Source organism: Mycobacterium sp. NPDC051804, assembly GCF_044452905.1.
In the GTDB taxonomy this organism is placed as follows: Bacteria; Actinomycetota; Actinomycetes; order Mycobacteriales; family Mycobacteriaceae; genus Mycobacterium.
In genome coordinates this window covers 403,138-420,617 of record NZ_JBITCD010000001.1, presented here as the reverse complement: position 1 = coordinate 420,617, position 17,480 = coordinate 403,138, and the positions used below count along the sequence as shown (strand labels likewise).

Genomic DNA, 17,480 nt, shown 5'->3' with positions numbered 1-17,480 from the left:
TTGCAGCGCCCAAATTCGCTAGTCCGCAACGCAATTCAGGCCGCCGCGTGATGAGCTATCCGAGTAAACAATAGCCGATGCCGCGGACCGTGCGGACGTAGCGCGGACATGTCGGGTCGTCGCCCAGCTTTCGGCGAAGATTTCCGATGTGCACTCCCAGAGCGGAACGACCGCCAGAATGCGGAGATCCCCACACGATCTCCTCAAGGCGTCGGCAGGTCACGGGCTCGCCCGGATTGTCAGACAAAGCCTGAAGGATCGCAAACTCGATCCGAGTAAGCGATATGGCGCCTCCGCTTCGGAACGCACGCCGGGCGGCCACGTCGACCACGAGGTCGTCAATGCGGCGTCGCCGCGTGTCGCCGATCTCACCGTAGAGGCGAATGTGTCTGAGGGCGCGCCGAATTCGTGCGCTCAGCGTCTCGCAGTGCCCAATGGCGACCACTCCAGCACGTGACATTAGTGGCGCGATCTCTGCGTCAGCAAGCGCGACGACACCACCGCCTGCCGCCTGGCGAACCCGATCCAGAACAGCAGCACCCTGCTCGCCCACGCACACCACCACCACGTCGGGGTCATACTCGCGCAGTGCACTGAGTGCTGCGGCTTCCGAGCATGCGACAGCAACGACGAAATCATCGGCGCGCATCTTGTGCGCCAGAATGTCGGCGTAGATGCGCCGCGGCTCAACGAGCAAGACGCGGATTCGGCCGGCGGCCACCACCGGACGTGCGTCACCGTCCACTCGGACTCCGGGGTGTGAATCGATGGTCGTGACAGGCTCCTTCGCCGATGTGGGGCATCGTTTAACTGCGTCGCCCACATGGTTACTGGGAGCCTTAGCGTATCACGATCTATGTATCTACTACGTAGATCAGCAGTTGATGATTGAGGCTGATATGTCGACGTTCATCCGCCTGCTTCGAGCCTCGGAAGCCTTCGAATGTCTAGTGGTGGCAGAGCACTTGAAAAAGAGTAGGCGCGGCGACCACTGCGCAAATCATGGCGGCCAAACAGATGCGATGGCGCCATTGCACGTGACTGCGTGTAGGAGTGACCAACCGCTGCGCGCGAGTGACGACCGCCGTCGCCGCCGCGGCGAGGCCGTCGTACGCAACGGGTTGGTGTCCGGCCAAAGCGATCAAGCCGGTGAGCAGAGGTCGGGTACCCACCCGACGTGCCGCGGTGTCATCAGCGCACATCTCCAGCAGCTCCGCCACACAGCGCTCAGCCCGGGCGAAGAGAGGTAGTCGCGGAAGTGTGAGCGCCACGGCACGCAGCACCATGAGAATGTAGTGGTGACGCCCAGAAATGTGGGCGTTTTCATGGGCAAGGACCGCTTTCAGCTCAGACCGGCTTAACGACCTGAGTGCCGCTGAGGTGACGACGATTGCGTTGGGGCGTCCTACGACGCAGTAGGCGGCCGGACGGTCGTCTTCCACCATGACGACGTTCGGGTGACCGGTGGGCCGGCCGATGATCCGCGCGGCCTGCGCATGCTCGTGACTTCGCGCGCGTAGGCGAGATATGCATCGGCAAACACGAAGCGTGACAAGCCCCAACGTCAACGTTGCAGCCACGATGAGGGCAAGTAACCCGATAGGGCCGGCCATACGCGTGTGATCGGAGAAGCCGAACAGTTCCAGACACAGCGTCACGACCGCGCCTGTGTGAACGCTGTCTGCCGTCGCTCCGATGGCGAGCGCGAGCGCAACCAGCCATGTCACCAGCGCCGCGGCCACCGCGGCTATCCATGCCGCGGCGCCCATGCGGGGGCTGATGCCGGAAGCGGTCATCCGCCCAAGAATGGGCGGAGCCAACCATGCGAGCGTAGCGCCGTAGAGGAGTAGCCACACCGCCGTTGTCATCATCGTCGTTCCATACACAGAACCGCCCTCGGTGGGACCAAGTGGTCAGCACTCTTCTTCGTCCAGGGCTTGCGGTACAGATTGGCCACAGTCACATCACGGTGGTGCGAGCGACCTGGCGGTGTCGTGAAATCTCGTCGACGAGATGGAGCGCCGTGACGGGCTCCATGCGAATCCACAGGCAGTTCATGCCCAACGCTTCGAGGTCGCCGAGTTTTCGTTGTCGCTGTCCATTTGCGTGCCACTCCTGATCTCCCCGACGAGTTCGCCCAGTCGCCGTGTGACCCAGCCCCCAAATGTAGCTGCCGGCTTGGATAAACCGTCGATTCGCCACACCCAACGTGTGATCATCGCTTTGGAAATGTCTGCCGTCCTTTTCAAGGTCCGCCGTTCGGCCGAATGATCTCGTTCCTTCTGAACAGACACGGCCGATCCGGCGCGACGCCGTACGTCACCAGCTTGATCGAGTGCTGACATCTGGCAGCGGGGCCACGGTGAGTGCACCGCTCTACCGGTCAGTCCGCACCGGCGCGGCAGTTCCAACAGATTCCTGCGGAGAGTCCGGCCGCTCGGAACGGCGCGGCCACGGCGAAGCGCCAAGTAACGCCATTGCTCCGGCGATAGCCGCAGCCCACAGCACAACGACAACGACACTCAGAATGAGCCACACTTCCGACCCGACACTGTTCGCGCACACGACAGTCATCCAACGCATATCTCGCCTCCTCGGCGTCCAGCGTCACCCCGCCGCAGGTTGCAATCGGTATGAGTCTGGTAAAGATCTGCTGAAGATCGAGGCTCTCCGACGGTGGCACGTCACCGCGGCCGCATCAGCGGGCACCATATGGGCATGGAGCACCACCCGGGCACACCGCCTGAGCAGGCAAACGGTTACCGCGCGCTCGTCGTCGACGACGAGCTTCCCCTAGCCGAAGTGGTCGCCAGTTATTTGGAACGCGAACAGTTCGAAGCCGTCGTCGCGGGCAACGGCGTCGACGCGATCGCCGTCGCCCGCGACCTTGATCCTGATGTCGTCATCCTTGATCTCGGTCTTCCCGGCATCGATGGGCTGGAGGTCTGCCGGCAGCTGCGCACATTCTCTGACGCTTACGTCGTCATGCTCACCGCTCGCGACACCGAACTCGATACAGTCCTCGGCCTCAGTGTCGGCGCCGACGACTACATCACCAAACCTTTCAGCCCGCGCGAGTTGGTAGCGCGCATTCGCGCCATGTTGCGGCGGCCGCGTGTCCTGCAGTCGGTCACTGCACGCGCCGAACTTGACGTGAGGCCACCACGCTGCTTCGGCGCGCTGAGCATCGACGTCGCCGCCCGTGAGGTACGCATCGGCGACGAACAGATCCTGTTGACTCGCACAGAGTTCGACATTCTCGAAGCTCTTTCAGGTCGGCCGGGCATCGTGCTGACCCGTCGCCAACTTCTCGAAATCGTGCGTGACGGACCCTGGGTCGGTAACGAGCACCTCGTTGACGTCCACATCGGGCACCTGCGGCGCAAACTCGGCGACGTCGCAACTCGCCCGCGCTACATCGCCACTGTCCGAGGCGTGGGTTACCGGATGGGGTCCGGAAAATGAGTCCCCCGGCTACGTCAACGCTGCGCCCATTTCGACGAGGTGGCCGCCCCGGCATCGGCCTGAGGCTCCTGGCAGCCCAAGCCATTGTGCTCGCGGCCGGGGCCGCGACAACCTTGGCAGTGGCCGCCGTCGTCGGCCCTCCCCTGTTTCGTGAGCATTTGCATCGCGCAGGGGTGCCGATGGACTCCCCGGAGGAAATTCACGCCGAAGAAGCCTACGGCTACGCAACGGTGATCTCCCTCGGAGGCGCCTTGGCGGTGTCCATACTGGCCGCACTGGCTGTCAGTTTTTACATCAGTCGACGGCTCCAGCGGTCCATCGCCGAGGTCGCCTCCGCCGCAACCAATGTCGCGCAGGGCAACTATGACATTCGGGTGTCGCCGCCGGGCCTCGGCGACGACTTCGATGCCCTCTCGTCCGCCTTCAATCAGATGGCCTCCCGGCTTCAGGCTGTTGATTCGTCACGCCAGCGGTTGTTCGGAGACTTAGCGCATGAGATCCGGACACCAGTCGCTGTGTTGGAGGCATACATCGAGGCGCTCGAAGATGGCGTCCGCACTCTGACGCCGCAGACAGCCGCCATGCTGCGCGACCAAACCCGGCGGCTTGTGCGATTCTCCGATGACGTCGCCGCCCTCGCAAACGCCGAAGAAAGCTCGGTTTCGATGTCCTACGCGAACATTGATGTCGACCGCTTAACGCGCCAGTGCGTCGTCGCTGCGCAAGAAAGCTACAGCAAGAAAGGAGTGGCGCTGCTTGTTCGCGTCCAGGAGGGACTACCGCCGCTGTGGGCAGACGAGCAACGACTGGCCCAGGTCATTGGCAATCTGCTGCAAAACGCGTTGCGGCACACGCCATTCGGCGGCTCTGTCGAGCTGAGCTGTGTCCGGGACGGCGGTCGGCTCCAGATCACTGTCTCCGACACAGGCGAGGGAATCCCAGCAGAGCACCTCAGGAGAGTGTTCGATCGGTTCTATCGCGCAGACACCGCCCGCGATCGTGAACACGGCGGCGCCGGTTTAGGGCTCGCGATCGCTAAGGCGCTGGTCGAGGCTCACGGCGGTTCAATAGTCGCAGCCAGCGCTGGACTCGACGCTGGTGCAGTATTCACCGTCGACCTGCCCATCGCGCAACCTCAACAGAATCTCGGATAAACCGCACATCAACGCGATCCCGCCCAGCCCACTTGGGATTGGTCACTTGTCCAGCATTCCCTGCATGGTGTCGATTTCTGCTTGCTGAGACGACACAATGTTGCGCGCCATCTCCATCGCCGCGGGGAACTGACCATTGTCAATTTCCTGCTGCGCCATCATGATCGCGCCCTTATGGTGCTCAATCATCTGCATCAGAAAAAGCCGGCTGGCCTCGGCGCCCTGCGCGTTCTGCAGCGCGGCCATATCGGCATCCGACATCATGCCGTGCCCGCCACTCATACCAGGCATCTGATGTCCGGGCATGCCCTGGCCGGGCATGCCAGTGCCGCTCGGCGTAGGTGTGGAAGAGACTTCCCACTCCCGGAGCCATCCCTGCATTTGCTCGATCTCGGGAGCCTGCGCGTTCTTGATCTCGTTTGCCAGCGACACAACCTCGGGGTCGATGCCTTGTTTACCGAGAAGCATGTCGCTCATCTCGATCGCCTGCTGGTGATGGGGAATCATTCCTTGAGCGAACCTCACATCGGCGTCATTATGGGTAGCGACACTGCCGGCCGCGCTGGGCGAGACCGACGCTTCCGCCGAGGTAGGGCTGGCCGCTGGCGCAGAGTCTGTTCCGGTGTTCGAACAGGCTCCTACCAACATGGCCGCCGCCGCCAAAGCCGCGAGCCTCAATCCATTTCGCCTGTGCTGCATGGCACATCCTTCCTCACAACTTCGTGACATCACGCATCAGCGGGGCGAGCGCTCTCGCCGCCTCAGTTCAGCCTCAGGACCCCATGTATGGGTGCGTTCGTGTTCCGATGAAGATTTGATGAAGACACCTCGACTACCTGTTACCAGCCGAGCGCCGCTGAGTCGACGCTGAGCTCGGCGCTTGGCCGCCACTAGCGCATGATGGGTAAATGGCTTGCACGACACCGAAGCGCTCAGACCGGCTGGCCTCCGGTCACGTAGCCTCTACGCGGGAGTTACGGTTGCAGTGCTGTCAGTGACGCTTCCGCCGACCGGGCGACCGCCGAGCATGGTGGTTAGGACGCGGGTATGAGGCAGGTCAGAGAGCGGACAGGTCAACGGGTTGCGATCCACGACAATCATGTCGGCATGATGGCCGGCGACGAGTGACCCGATGTCATTCCACCTCAATACTTGTGCAGCAGTGCGCGTCCAGGTGGCGAGCGCGTCTATGCGAGAGACCCCGGCGGTAGCGGCGGCACGTCCAGAAGCGCCGTAGCGCGGTTTCGCAGCCAGGGCCAGATGTTCGAAGACGTTCTTCGGCCCCCAGTCAGTGCCACAGCCTACGGTGAGCCCGGCGTTGAGAAACCGCTGCAGCGGCACGAGGTGCTCGAGGATGGCCTCGCCGACACGGTCGGCGAACAGCTCACCCTTGCCCCAGGAGAACGACATGGTGGTGGTGAGGTCGAGATCCAAGGCGGCGAGGCGACTGATCTGTTCGGGTTCGGCGATTGCTGCATGCTGCACGATCCACGGACGGTCCTCCGCGCGTAGCGGCCCGACGAGGCCTTCGAGCTGTTCGAGATAGTCATCGAGTTCACCGTTGCCGGCGATCATCATGTTCAGCCGTAGGCCGCTGGCAAGGCAGAACCGCATGACCTTCTCGACGGTGTCCGCAGGCACAAATGATCGTCCAGATGTCATGGTGCCGAAAGGCCCCCGATACGGCTCACGGAGCAGCAACTGTCCGGCGTGGCAGGATCCGCCGCGGCCAATGGTGATGCCGTCGATGCGCAATATGTCGTCGTCTCGGTCGACCATGCCGGCCGCTCGCCGAAGCCGGGCAAGTAATCGGTCGACATCAAGCGGATCGTCGTCGGGCATGCCATAGATGTGGGCTTCGGGTGCGCACTGCACGCGCAAGCTGAGCTGATCGGTGCTGCGCAGCCACTGGTAGAGCTCGATGTGAGAGAAGTCCATAGCGTGGGCTTCGTAGATGGTGGTTACACCGCGTGCATTAGCGTCTCGCATCGCGTGAACGACGCCAGGCTCGAATGCATTGGGCTGCAACAGCGGTAGCTGCCGCAGCAGGCCATTCATGAAGTCGTCGTTGTTGTAGTAGAGGGTGACCGCGCCGTGGAGCCGCCCGGTCGGCTCACCGCTGGCGTCTTTTTCGACCCAGACCTCGCCGACGCGGTCGGCGGTGTGCCGGTCGATGCCCAGGCGCTGCAATCCTGCGCTATTCAGCACACAGGTGTTCGGGATGACCGGCGCCCAAGCCTGAATGAACACGGGATGGTGCGGCGCGGCACGGTCGAGTGTGATTCGATCAGGCAAGACCCCTTCGGTGAGGTGGCGGTAGGACCGTCGCAGAAAGTAGTGCGGCTCTCCTACCGGGGTGGTCATGATCCACTCCCCCGCCGGAGTCGTTTTGGTGCGGACAGCGAGGCGCGCGGCGATGTCCATATGGTCGACTGCGTCACCGAGATCGACCAATGGCTCGGCGATCACCCCGAAGTGCAGCAGGTGAGGGTGGGTGTCGATGAAGCCCGGCATCACCGTGGCCCCGTCGAGGTCTACGACGGCGGCGTCCGGTCCGGCAGTGCGGCGGACGAAAGCCTCGCTGCCCACGGCGGTGATGCGCCCGTCAGCCACGGCAACCGCTTCGGCAATCGAGTTTGAGCGGTCGCACGTGAGGACGGTGGCATTGGTATAGAGGGTGCTCGTCATGAATGGTTCGCCACAGTTTGAGCGCTGTCGTTTGCGTCGTCCTTGAGTTGGCAAGCGCCGGTCGCGCGGAACGGCTCAGCCAGCTGAGCCAGATAGCCGACCGGGTAGTTCGGCTTGGCGGCCATGCCGAGGTCGTCGCTGCTGAACCGGCGATGCGGGTCGAAAGAGAATGTGCGCAGCGCGTGGTCCCAGATGAGCGTGAACAGGCCGAAATTCACGTCACCGATGCCTGCCCACTTGAGGTGATGGAAGCGATGACCTTCGTTAAGTGCCAGCATTTTCCGCAGCGGACCTATGCGGTAGTCGGCGTTGGAGTGTTGAAGCAACAGCTGTACCGCAATGCACACGGTCAAAACCTCGGCCACAGTCTTGGGCATGCCGAGTAAGAGCAGAGGCACGGTCCCCGCCGCGAGTTCCAAAGCTCCGTGAAGGGGATGCTTCATGAGTCCGTTGAATCCGTAGAACCGTTTGACGCTGTGATGCACGGCGTGAAAGCACCACAGCCACCCCACCTTGTGGCTGGCCAGGTGCGCGACGGTCACGCCGAAGTCGGTGACGACGATCGCGATCAGAACCTGCACGACGAAGGGCAGCGACGAAGGCCAACGTTGACCGAATGGTGACAGCGCGGCCATCAGCGGGATAACCAGCACTGTAAGGAGCAGCGAGGTCTCGTTGATGAAAGCGTGCGCCACGTCGCGGCGCCCATCACCAACCGAGGTGTTCCATTCATCGGTGTAGGGCAGAATCCGCTCAGCGACGAACGACAATCCGATCGCCGCAACAATGAGCGCAGCCATCCATGACTCAGCCCACGGTGCATGTGCCAGCCCGATCGCGGCGCCGTTTATACCGATCAACATCAGCGGCACGTAGCCGTACCGAACAAGTGTCTTCGCCATGTCTTCAGTCTTCAAAGTGTCTAGACCGCGGCGCATGTACAGATCCGGTGACCTTCACGCGAAGCGAGTCGTCGAAGTCTCTAGGCGCCGGGGCCGACGACGGCATACTCAAGAGGTGACGTGGTCGGGTACAGCGGTGATCGAGCCGGGTCGGCTGATCTACGGCGGCCGCCTCGGTGCCGCGCATGGTCACTCGCATGCGGCCGTTCAGATCGCCATCGCCGCCGATGACCCTGTGCTTCTCACCGACTCGTCCGGACACAGTGCCCAGAGTCGCGTCGGTGTCATTCCGTCTGGCGCCGCACACGCTGTGGATGCCGGCGCAGCGACTGGACTCATGATTTATCTCGATTCGGCCAGCGCATACGGGCGCCGAGTCGAAGCTCTCGTCGACCGGACCGCGAGGCCAGAGGTGGATGGATGGATTGCAGCGGCTCAACGCCTTTCGGCAGATCTTCCGCGATCAAGCGATCTCGCAGCTGCAGCCGATGCCGTGATCGCCGAGCTTGTCGGACCAGAAAAACAAGTTAACGCTCGCGCCGACACGCACCCGGCTGTGTCGGCTGCCATCACGTTGATACCCGACCTCCTCAGCGGCCCAGTTCGACTGACCGACGTCGCTGCTGCGGTGCACCTGTCGGCCGACCGGCTAGGCCGGCTGTTCGCGCGCGACGTCGGTCTGTCCTTTCCAGCCTATGTCCGGTGGGCGCGCCTGATCCGAGCGATGGAAGTCGCGCGTACGGGAGGGACAATCACCGCCGCGGCTCACGCCGCCGGCTTCGCCGACAGCTCTCACGCCAACCGCGCGTTCCACGAAATGTTCGGCGTCGCACCGATCGACGTCCACCGAAGCGTTCGGCTCGCCTGACCGGTCGTCGGGAGCGCCTGCGCTCACACCTCCGTGGCGCATTAGTGTTTTCTGCGCGGGTGGTGCAGGTAGCAGAGGGGTGATCTGTGCTCGCGCGACCAAGATCTTCGTCATCTGATTCCTGCTTATATCGATTACGGCGCATGTGAGGCCTGTTATCTATGGGACGAATGAGTTACGCTCATCTACGTATTAACTACGTACATTGTCACGGAGCGGTCCGGGCCGTTTGAGCCTTGCCGCTCCCCTTTCGTTGGCCACCTCATCCGTCGAGGCAGTAGCCACGCCTCACTGCGAGGTGTCGCTTACCGTCTTCCTCAGTCCCGCACCAGTTTTGACGCTGAATACCGATAGCATCATATGCCCGCACGCGGACTTCGCAGCTCCGACTATTGCGGGCAACCCCTAGGCCGGCGAGAGCAATATCTGGGCCAGGCGCGTTGTCGTTTCAACGCCGTCTTCGTAGCCGCCCTCCCCTTCGAGTGAGTTCATGATTGCCAAGGTGTAGCGCTGTTGTGGACCCGCGAAACCGACGCTGTTGACCACCCATCCGCCTTGCTCCTGTGACCATCCGTTCTTGTTGCCCGGAGACATTTCCGCACCCGCGCCCCACACGCCCCATTGTTGGTTTGAATCGAGGTGCTGCATCTCCGCGACAATCGCCGCGCTCTGCGCCGGCGGCAATTTGGTGAGTGTGTAGTTCATCAGGCGGTCGAGATCGTCACTCGTCGATTTATGGAAACCCCAGTAGGGATACGTTTCGCTGAACCCTTGTTGTGCCTGCAGACTGGTCAGTCCGTAAGCGGGGAAATTGCGGTTGAACGCCATGTTGTCGGGTCCGCTGTAGCGCTTCCAGAGCGTATCGGCGGCGTCGCTGTCAGAGGAATGCATCATGTCGGCCATGAGTTGACTGTCCGCCGGAGTCAAGCTGATTTGGCCAGCGCGCGCCCGCGTCAACAGATCCACCACCATCGCGAGTTTGATGGTGGACGCGGTCCATCTCATCGTGCCGGCCGCGTCGTTGCGGTGCGCCTGTCCAGTTGTGCGGTCGCGGAACACATAGCCGACGGTGCCAGGACGAGTGGTGAGGTAGGCGTCTGCCTGCGCAATACGCTGGGCCATGTCCGCGTTCGCGACGGGCGTCGGGACGACGAGCAGCACCACCAGTGCGACAAGTCCAGTCGCTAGCGCCTTCACAGGTTCAGCTTCTCAGTCCTTTCCGCATGTTGGCCTAAGGCACGCCGCTGCCGACACCGCTTCCTACTGCTCGTCTACGTAGGTGTGGTCGACGAGCCTTATCGTGTCGGCCAGTAGTGGCCGCAATCCTCAAAAAGCGAGGCCGCTCACCAGGATGAAGATGCCCAGGCTGATCAGAACGATGGGGAATAGCACGTGTTCCCAGCGTTCGAGGACGTCGGCGATCGGCTGGCGGGTAGCGACGAATCTGGCTGCGAGAACCAGCACTGCGACGAGGACGAGGAAGACGACACAGTAGGCCACTACCGCCGCGGGTACGACGTTGAGAAAGACGGGAACGTAGACGCCGATGTTGTCGCCGCCATTGGCGAAAGTAACTCCTGCGACAGCCCAAATACCGACGTTCTTGCCTGCGATCCCTCCATCGTTGTCATCTTGATCGTTGCCGCGCCGCGCTTCCCATGCCGCCCGCAGTCCCAGGGCTAAGGGGATAAGTCCGAAATAGGGGACGACTTCGGGGGGAAGGAATGCCCCTGCGCCGACCGTCACAAGTACCGCCGCACCCAGGATGCCCGCGAAACCTATGTACTGACCTGCGGTGATCCGTGCCGTTGTCCCGCGCTGCCCCGCGCCGCGCGCAAAGAACAGCGAGAGCACGATGATGTCGTCGACGTTGGTGGCGGTGAACAAGCCGATTGCGGGCAGAACCGAAGACAGCATCATGTGCAAGTCGCGGTGTCTCCGGGATCGCGTGCACACCCAACGATCGACGCGACTACGAATGCCTCGGCGAGAGCGAAGGCGGATCTGCCGGCATTCACTGACCTGCGCCCACCGGCGCCGCGGAAATCCGGCTCACGGAGCGTTCCCCCGGCGCGGTGACCAGCACTGTGGCGCGGCCGGCCCGGACACCGTTGGCGATGACGACGATTTCGGCGACCTCATGGACCAGCACGACGGCGGCTAGGCCGAGAATGCCGAGCAGCGCCAGCGGAATCAATACAGCGATCAGTCCCAGTGATAGGCCGACGTTTTGCAGCATTATCCGGCGGGCCCGGCGCGCGTGGGTGAAAGTTTGCGGCAGGTGCCGTAGATCTTCGCCCATCAACGCCACGTCGGCGGTTTCGATGGCCACGTCGGTGCCCATCGCGCCCATGGCGATACCGAGGTCGGCGGTGGCCAGCGCGGGGGCGTCGTTGACGCCGTCGCCGACCATGGCGGTGGAGCGCTCGGCGCGCAGCGCTTCGATCAGCCGCGCTTTGTCCTCCGGCCGAAGTTCGGCGTGCACGGCGTCGATGCCGACGTCCTTGGCCAGTGCGGCCGCGGTTGCGTGGTTGTCGCCGGTGAGCATCGCGACGTGGTAGCCGTCGCGATGCAGTTGGGCGACGACGTCGGCGGCCTCGGGGCGCAGTTCGTCGCGCACGGCGATCGCTCCGATCACCCGCGCGTTGTCCTCGACGAGGACGGCGGTCGCGCCGGCCTGTTGCATGCGCGCCACATCGCTGGCCAGTGATCCGGCGTCGAGCCAGCCGGGGCGGCCCAGACGGATGGTGTGTCCGTCGCGGCGGCCGGTGAGCCCGGCGCCGGTCACGGCCGCCACATCAGTGGCCGGGATGACGTCATCGACGGCGGAAAGGATCGCCGCGGCCAACGGGTGTTCGCTGCGCGCTTCCAGGGCCGCCGCCAGGTCCAGCACCTGTTCGCGGGTGGCGCCGTCGGCGACGGCTACATCAATGACAGCGGGCCGGTTGGCGGTCAGGGTGCCGGTCTTGTCGAGAGCCACACCGCGGACGGCCCCCATAGCCTCGAGTGCGGCGCCGCCCTTGACCAGGGCGCCAAGCTTGCTGGCGGCGCCGATCGCCGCGACCACGGTGACCGGCACCGAAATCGCCAAGGCGCACGGCGAGGCCGCGACCAGCACCACCAGCGCGCGTTCAATCCAGGTGGTCGGGTCACCGAGCAGGCTGCCGATCACCGCGATCAGCGTCGCGGCGATCATTACCCCGGGCACGAGGGGTTTGGCGATGCGATCGGCCAGGCGCTGCGAGGCGCCCTTTCGGGATTGTTCGGCCTCCACGATGCGCACGATGCGGGCCAGCGAGTTGTCCTCGGCGGTGGTGGTGACCTCGACCTCCAGCACGCCCGTGCCGTTGATCGACCCGGCGAACACCTCGGCACCGGGTCCTGCTTCGACGGGCACCGATTCACCGGTGATGGCCGAAACGTCCAGCGCGGTGCGCCCTTCGCGAATGACCCCGTCGGTGGCGATCCGCTCGCCTGGCTTGACCAGCATACGGTCGCCGACCCTTAATTCTCCTGGTGCGACAACGGTTTCAGTGCCCTCACGCAGCACGGTGGCCTCATCGGGCACCAGCGACAGTAGTGCGCGTAGGCCGCGGCGGGTGCGCGCTAGGGAGTACTCCTCTAGGCCTTCGCTGATGGAGAACAGGAACGCCAGCATGGCGGCCTCGCCGACCTCGCCGAGGATGACCGCGCCCACGGCGGCGATGGACATCAGCGTGCCGACGCCGATTTTGCCCTTGGCCAGCCGCTTGAGCGTGGAGGGGACGAAGGTGTAGGCGCCGACGACCAGGGCCAGCGCTTCTAGCGTGAGCACCACTGGGCGTGCGGCATCAGCGAACCCGGCGATCAAAGCGGCCAGCAGCAGCACCCCCGAAATGGCGGCGAACTGCAGTTCGCGCACTTGCCACAGGCGTTCGGGCTCGTGCTCTTCGGCCTGTTCGTCGGTGGTGGGTTCGTCGTGGCCGCAGCCGCACGCGTCGCTCATTTACTTCCCCTCGTCTTGGTCGTTGCCCCGGCGCGGACTCCGTAGGTGGGGCACAGCGCCACCTTGTTGCCGGTGGCGGCCAGCAGCGTCTCGGCCGAGGCCAGCAGATCCATCAGCTCCGGGCGGGTCAGCGAGTAGAACATTTGCCGCCCTTCGGGACGGCCGGTGACCAGGCCGCACTCGCGCAGACAGGCCAGGTGCGCCGACACGGTCGACTGCGCCGCTCCCAGCAGGCCGGTCAGATCCACCACGCGGGCTTCGCCTTCGGTGAGTCGCTCCAGGATCGCCAGCCGGGTCGGGTCGGACAGGCCGTGAAACAGCGCCACAGCCGGTGCCAGGTCTGTGGTGGGTCGCGTTGAGGATCTCCCCGTTGTCATCGCCATTCGACGATGATAGCGTGCGAGGTGCATCGATCGTCAAATTACGGTGATAGCGTTCAATGGCGCTGATTCGGGAGGCGGAGAAGATCCAGTAGGAAACGCAAGCGGTGGTGGATCTTGGCGGGGTCGCTGATCGCGGGTTCGACATCACGATCATGAACGTGGCGTCTGCTCGACACACAACTCACCCGTTCTCGGGCCGAAAAGCGTTCGGTCACAACCCAATCAGTGGACCGAGCGGTGGGATGACTCAAACACCGTCGTCGATCGTAGAAAGGGATGGCTGCGATGTTGATGAACCGGGCCGAGATCGGGCTGGTGAATTCGCCGCCGCGGCGCTGGCTGCAACGCATCTATGAGGTGCCGGTGCTGCTGCGGTTTGGCGGTCGCCTGCTGCCCGGCACACCAGCCTTGGAGATCGGGTGTGGGTCCGGATACGGCTTGGAGCTGATCTTGGAACGGTTCGGGGCGGGTACCGCGGACGCGGTGGATCTGGACCCGGCGATGATCCGTCGCGCCGGCCGGCGCCTCGCCCGCTACGGGGATCGGGTCCGGCTGGTCCAGGGCAGCGCCACCGATCTGCGCACCGCACTGGATGCCGACGACGACAGCTACGGCGGGGTCTTCGATTTCGGGATCGTGCACCACATCCAGGACTGGCGAAAAGCCATCGCCGAAGTCGCCCGGGTGATCGCACCGGGTGGGCGGTTTTACTTCGAGGAGGTCACCTCGCACGCCCTGGCGCGCCCCATCTACCGGCGGCTGTTCGATCACCCCACCGACGACCGATTCAGCGCCGAACAGTTCCTCGATGAACTGGCCCACCACGGCCTGGTGGTGCTCGGATCGCTCACCCGAACCCAGGGTGATTACCTGCTCGGCGCTGCAACCAAGCCCGTGCCCACCGGGGGTGAGCGGTGATGGCGAATGCTGTGCAGGCCCTGTTCGCCGCCATGATGTTGGTGATGGGCGCCCTGCGCGCAGCGATTCAACGGCGCCACACCGGAGAGATCGGCACGCGGCGCTCGATGCGCCCTGACGGCTCCCTGGAGTGGTGGGCGCTGGCCGGAACCGACCTCGGTTGGCTGACTGTGGGGATCGGGGCACCCGTCGCCGACTTGGCCGGCATGTCGCCGCTGGCGATCTTGGATCATTCGATGCTGCGCGGGGTCGGTGTCGCGGTAGCAGTGCTCGGCATAGTCTTGGCCTTCACCGCTCAAATGGCCATGGGCGCGTCCTGGCGGACCGGGATCGACGAGGCGGAACGCACGACTCTGGTAACCACCGGTGCCTTCCGGGTCGTTCGCAACCCGGTCTTCGCCGCCGCAACTGTCGCGTTTATCGGCCTGGCGCTCATGGTGCCCAACGCGGTGGCAGTCGCCGGGCTGGTGGTTTCCGTGATCGGCATAGAAGCACAGGTGCGCTTCGCCGAAGAACCCTACCTACGCCGCGTCCACGGCGTGGCCTACACCAGCTACGCCTCCCGCGTGGGTCGCTTCCTACCCGGGATCGGACGCCTGCAACCCGAACACCAGTACCGGAGCTAACCGATGCGGGCGAAATGGAGCGATCCGTTGCGTTACTCACCGCGCCGTGATCGCGGGCTGCGGCCCACAAAAGTAGCCGCCAAAAGTGCTGCGTCACAACCGAATCACTCTGGCGCTTGTTGGCGGTCGAACACCGCCGGCACAAGGATGCTCGAGGAGGTGGCACCGAATGATGCTCGAGGATCTCGCGGCCTGCTGCGAATAGCGCGCATGTCCGCCATGGGCTTGCGGGTACGAGCGCTGCTGAGCCCGTGGCGGGTGATGCATCGGTTCAGATGCGCCGCCAGACATCAGCGCCATCTGAGGGATGATGGAGGGACGATCAGGTGACTGAATCGGAAAGTGTCGAGGCGACGTTCGCGTTCGTCGATCTGTCTGGGTTCAGCGTCCTGACTGAAATGTGCGGTGATGAACAGGCGGCCAGTCTGGCGGGCCGCCTGCTTACCGTGACCCGTGACGCGCTATGGCCGGGCGTCACCATCGTCAAGACGATGGGTGATGCGGTCATGCTGCGCAACAGCAAACCCGAGCAGATGGTGGCGACCATCCTGCAGCTTGCTGACCGGGCCGCCGATGAGGACGGCTTCCTTGCACTGCGGGCTGGCATTCACCACGGCAGCGCGGTGCACCGCGACAACGACTACTTCGGACACGGCGTGAATGTGGCCGCCCGCATCACGGCGCTGGCCGGCGCCGGGCAGGCTGTGGTCACCGACAATGTTCGTCAGGCCTGCGCGCAGCTTGGTCTATCGCCAGATCCATTGGGCGCCAGAAAACTCCGCAACATTGCGACACCGATGGAGGTGTACGCGGTGTGCCTGGCGGCGGCTCGCTACCCAACCGACCCGGTGTGCCGCGTGCGGGTCGACCCTGGCACGGCGGCCAGCCATCTGCGTCACGCCGATCGTGACTGGTGGTTCTGCTCACCAGAGTGCGCTCAACGATTCGCCGCCGCACCAGCGCAATACGCGAGTGTCGACACAGTCAGCGATCACCAGCAGCGTGGGATTACCCGGGACTGAGCGCCAATCCGGCTCACCTGGCGCCGTGGCTCAGATCGATTCGCCCTGTTGTCTTTCAGCTGCGGCGTGGGTCTGCGCCCATGCGTTGTAACCGCCGATCAGGTCGCTCACGCGTCCCAATCCGTCGGCCCGCATCATGGAGGCGGCCACACTGGATCTCCAGCCGCCGGCGCAGTGCACCACGATCGGCTTGTCACCGGCAATGTGCGCCAGTTGGGTGCGCAGTTGTGCCAGCGGGATGTGCACCGCGCCGGGTATCGTCCCGGTTTCGCGTTCGCCGGGATTGCGGATGTCGATCACCGTCACCGCATGCGCGGCCCGCAGGCGGTCGAGCTCAGCGACATCGATTCGCGGTGCGGGTTGAACAAGGTCGGTCAGCTCGGCGGGGAAATTTCCGTCATGCGCGACGGTGAGATAGCCGATCACGTTGTCGGAGCCGACTCGGGCCAGCCGCATGGCCGCCGCCTGCTCCTCACCGGGATAGGTGACCAGCGCGATGGTCGCACCCACCTCGGCAACCATGCCGCCGGTCTCGGCGAAGCGGCCGTCGAAACCGACGTTGACCGATCCGCGGAGATGACCGGCAGCGAAGTCGTCTACCGACCGGGCATCCACCACGCGGACACCGGCCGCCAGAGCGGACCGCAGCTGGGCCGCGGTCAGTTCGGGGATGTTGCGGTGCTGATCCAGCAGTGGATGCACGCGTTTGTTCATCGCGGCGTCAACCGAGAAATAGGCGGGCGCCGCCGGCTGGCCGTGGGTGATCAGCTCCACGAATTCGGCCTCGGTCATCGGCTGCGTGGACGGGTTGGTGCGGCGCTGCACACCGATGGTTGAGGTGAGTTCAGCAGAGAGGTTCTTGCCGCACGACGACCCGGCGCCGTGGGCCGGCATCACCGTGACGTGGTCGGGCAGCCTCAGCAGCCGGTCGTGGATGGTTCGATACATCGCCCGAGCCAGGTCGGTAGTTGAGCCATCACCAAGGTTGGCCAGGTCCGGGCGGCCCACATCGCCGATGAACAGCGCGTCACCGGTCAGCACCGCGACCGGGTCGACCCCGGCACGTTCACGCACCAGGACGCTGATCGATTCCCAGGTGTGCCCGGGGGTGGAGAGGATCTCCAGGTCGACCTCACCGAGCGAGAGGTGCTGCCCGTCAGACAACCGGCGGATCGGGTAGTCGGTCTGGGCGGCCGCGCCGAAGCCGATCCACGCCCCGGTGGCCTGCACCAATTCCAGGTGACCGGAGACGAAGTCGGCGTGAAAGTGGGTGTTGATTACGCCTTCGATTGTCAAACCGTGTTTGGCGGCGTCGTCGAGGTATTCGGTGATGTCGCGGCGCGGGTCGACAACGACTGCGCGCCCGGTGGTTTCGTCGCCGACCAGATACGACGCGTGCGACAGGCACTCGATGTAGTACTGCTCCAGAATCATCCGTTTCTCCTATGTCCCGCGGATACGCAGAAACC

The 17,480-nt window shown here is 64.2% G+C and carries 16 protein-coding genes; 6 read left to right on the top strand and 10 right to left on the bottom strand.

Annotated features, from left to right (window positions below):
- Positions 1-55 precede the first annotated feature (55 nt).
- The gene (locus ACIA48_RS02020) at positions 56-745 is read right to left on the bottom strand and encodes a response regulator transcription factor (protein WP_233151532.1); all 690 of its coding nucleotides are present in this window, start codon (positions 743-745) and stop codon (positions 56-58) included.
- Positions 746-947: 202 nt separating this feature from the next.
- Complete coding sequence (locus ACIA48_RS02015) at positions 948-1,796, bottom strand: M56 family metallopeptidase (RefSeq protein ID WP_396727121.1); 849 nt, start codon at positions 1,794-1,796, stop codon at positions 948-950.
- A gap of 916 nt (positions 1,797-2,712) precedes the next feature.
- Between ACIA48_RS02015 and ACIA48_RS02010 the strand changes: the two genes are divergently transcribed.
- Positions 2,713-3,465 (top strand): response regulator transcription factor, encoded by a 753-nt coding sequence (locus ACIA48_RS02010; protein ID WP_066811022.1) that lies wholly within the window; start codon positions 2,713-2,715, stop codon positions 3,463-3,465.
- Positions 3,462-4,619 (top strand): sensor histidine kinase, encoded by a 1,158-nt coding sequence (locus ACIA48_RS02005; RefSeq protein ID WP_396727119.1) that lies wholly within the window; start codon positions 3,462-3,464, stop codon positions 4,617-4,619. The genes ACIA48_RS02010 and ACIA48_RS02005 overlap by 4 nt, the downstream gene beginning before the upstream one ends.
- Positions 4,620-4,661: 42 nt before the next feature.
- Here the strand turns inward: ACIA48_RS02005 and ACIA48_RS02000 are convergent, their stop codons facing one another.
- The 3 genes from ACIA48_RS02000 to ACIA48_RS01990 all read right to left on the bottom strand — a co-directional run bounded on the left by ACIA48_RS02000 (position 4,662) and on the right by ACIA48_RS01990 (position 8,209).
- Positions 4,662-5,318: a DUF305 domain-containing protein gene (locus tag ACIA48_RS02000; protein ID WP_396727117.1), complete on the bottom strand. Its 657-nt coding sequence runs from the start codon at positions 5,316-5,318 to the stop codon at positions 4,662-4,664.
- A gap of 264 nt (positions 5,319-5,582) precedes the next feature.
- Positions 5,583-7,307, bottom strand: coding sequence for an amidohydrolase family protein (locus ACIA48_RS01995; RefSeq protein WP_318991419.1), 1,725 nt, complete (start codon positions 7,305-7,307; stop codon positions 5,583-5,585).
- Positions 7,304-8,209, bottom strand: coding sequence for a sterol desaturase family protein (locus ACIA48_RS01990; protein WP_396727115.1), 906 nt, complete (start codon positions 8,207-8,209; stop codon positions 7,304-7,306). Before ACIA48_RS01990 ends, ACIA48_RS01995 begins: the two co-directional genes overlap by 4 nt.
- A gap of 115 nt (positions 8,210-8,324) precedes the next feature.
- Here ACIA48_RS01990 and ACIA48_RS01985 point away from each other — a divergent pair, with 115 nt between their 5' ends.
- The gene (locus tag ACIA48_RS01985; protein WP_396727113.1) at positions 8,325-9,077 is read left to right on the top strand and encodes a helix-turn-helix domain-containing protein; all 753 of its coding nucleotides are present in this window, start codon (positions 8,325-8,327) and stop codon (positions 9,075-9,077) included.
- Positions 9,078-9,482: 405 nt separating this feature from the next.
- Here ACIA48_RS01985 and ACIA48_RS01980 read toward each other — a convergent pair whose 3' ends face one another.
- The 4 genes from ACIA48_RS01980 to ACIA48_RS01965 form a co-directional block, all read right to left on the bottom strand.
- A complete protein-coding gene (locus tag ACIA48_RS01980) occupies positions 9,483-10,244 on the bottom strand; it encodes a tat pathway signal sequence (RefSeq protein WP_396728446.1) in 762 nt (253 codons plus the stop codon).
- Positions 10,245-10,403: 159 nt separating this feature from the next.
- The gene (locus ACIA48_RS01975) at positions 10,404-10,997 is read right to left on the bottom strand and encodes a cadmium resistance transporter (RefSeq protein ID WP_396727111.1); all 594 of its coding nucleotides are present in this window, start codon (positions 10,995-10,997) and stop codon (positions 10,404-10,406) included.
- Positions 10,998-11,091: 94 nt separating this feature from the next.
- Entirely contained in the window at positions 11,092-13,062 is a 1,971-nt protein-coding gene (locus ACIA48_RS01970; protein ID WP_396727109.1) for a heavy metal translocating P-type ATPase, read from the bottom strand.
- Complete coding sequence (locus tag ACIA48_RS01965; protein ID WP_082698525.1) at positions 13,059-13,445, bottom strand: metalloregulator ArsR/SmtB family transcription factor; 387 nt, start codon at positions 13,443-13,445, stop codon at positions 13,059-13,061. Before ACIA48_RS01965 ends, ACIA48_RS01970 begins: the two co-directional genes overlap by 4 nt.
- 276 nt (positions 13,446-13,721) lie before the next feature.
- On the opposite strand from ACIA48_RS01965, the gene ACIA48_RS01960 reads away from it, so the two are divergent.
- The 3 genes from ACIA48_RS01960 (at position 13,722) to ACIA48_RS01950 (ending at position 16,011) form a co-directional block, all read left to right on the top strand.
- Positions 13,722-14,363: a class I SAM-dependent methyltransferase gene (locus ACIA48_RS01960; protein ID WP_322788820.1), complete on the top strand. Its 642-nt coding sequence runs from the start codon at positions 13,722-13,724 to the stop codon at positions 14,361-14,363.
- Positions 14,363-14,989 carry a methyltransferase family protein gene (locus ACIA48_RS01955; protein WP_396727106.1) on the top strand — a complete coding sequence of 209 codons (627 nt, stop codon included), beginning with the start codon at positions 14,363-14,365 and terminating at the stop codon, positions 14,987-14,989. The genes ACIA48_RS01960 and ACIA48_RS01955 overlap by 1 nt, the downstream gene beginning before the upstream one ends.
- 326 nt (positions 14,990-15,315) lie before the next feature.
- A complete protein-coding gene (locus ACIA48_RS01950) occupies positions 15,316-16,011 on the top strand; it encodes a YHS domain-containing protein (RefSeq protein ID WP_396727104.1) in 696 nt (231 codons plus the stop codon).
- 30 nt (positions 16,012-16,041) lie between these two features.
- Here the strand turns inward: ACIA48_RS01950 and ACIA48_RS01945 are convergent, their stop codons facing one another.
- Entirely contained in the window at positions 16,042-17,445 is a 1,404-nt protein-coding gene (locus ACIA48_RS01945; protein ID WP_396727102.1) for a rhodanese-like domain-containing protein, read from the bottom strand.
- Between the last annotated feature and the right edge of the window lie 35 nt (positions 17,446-17,480).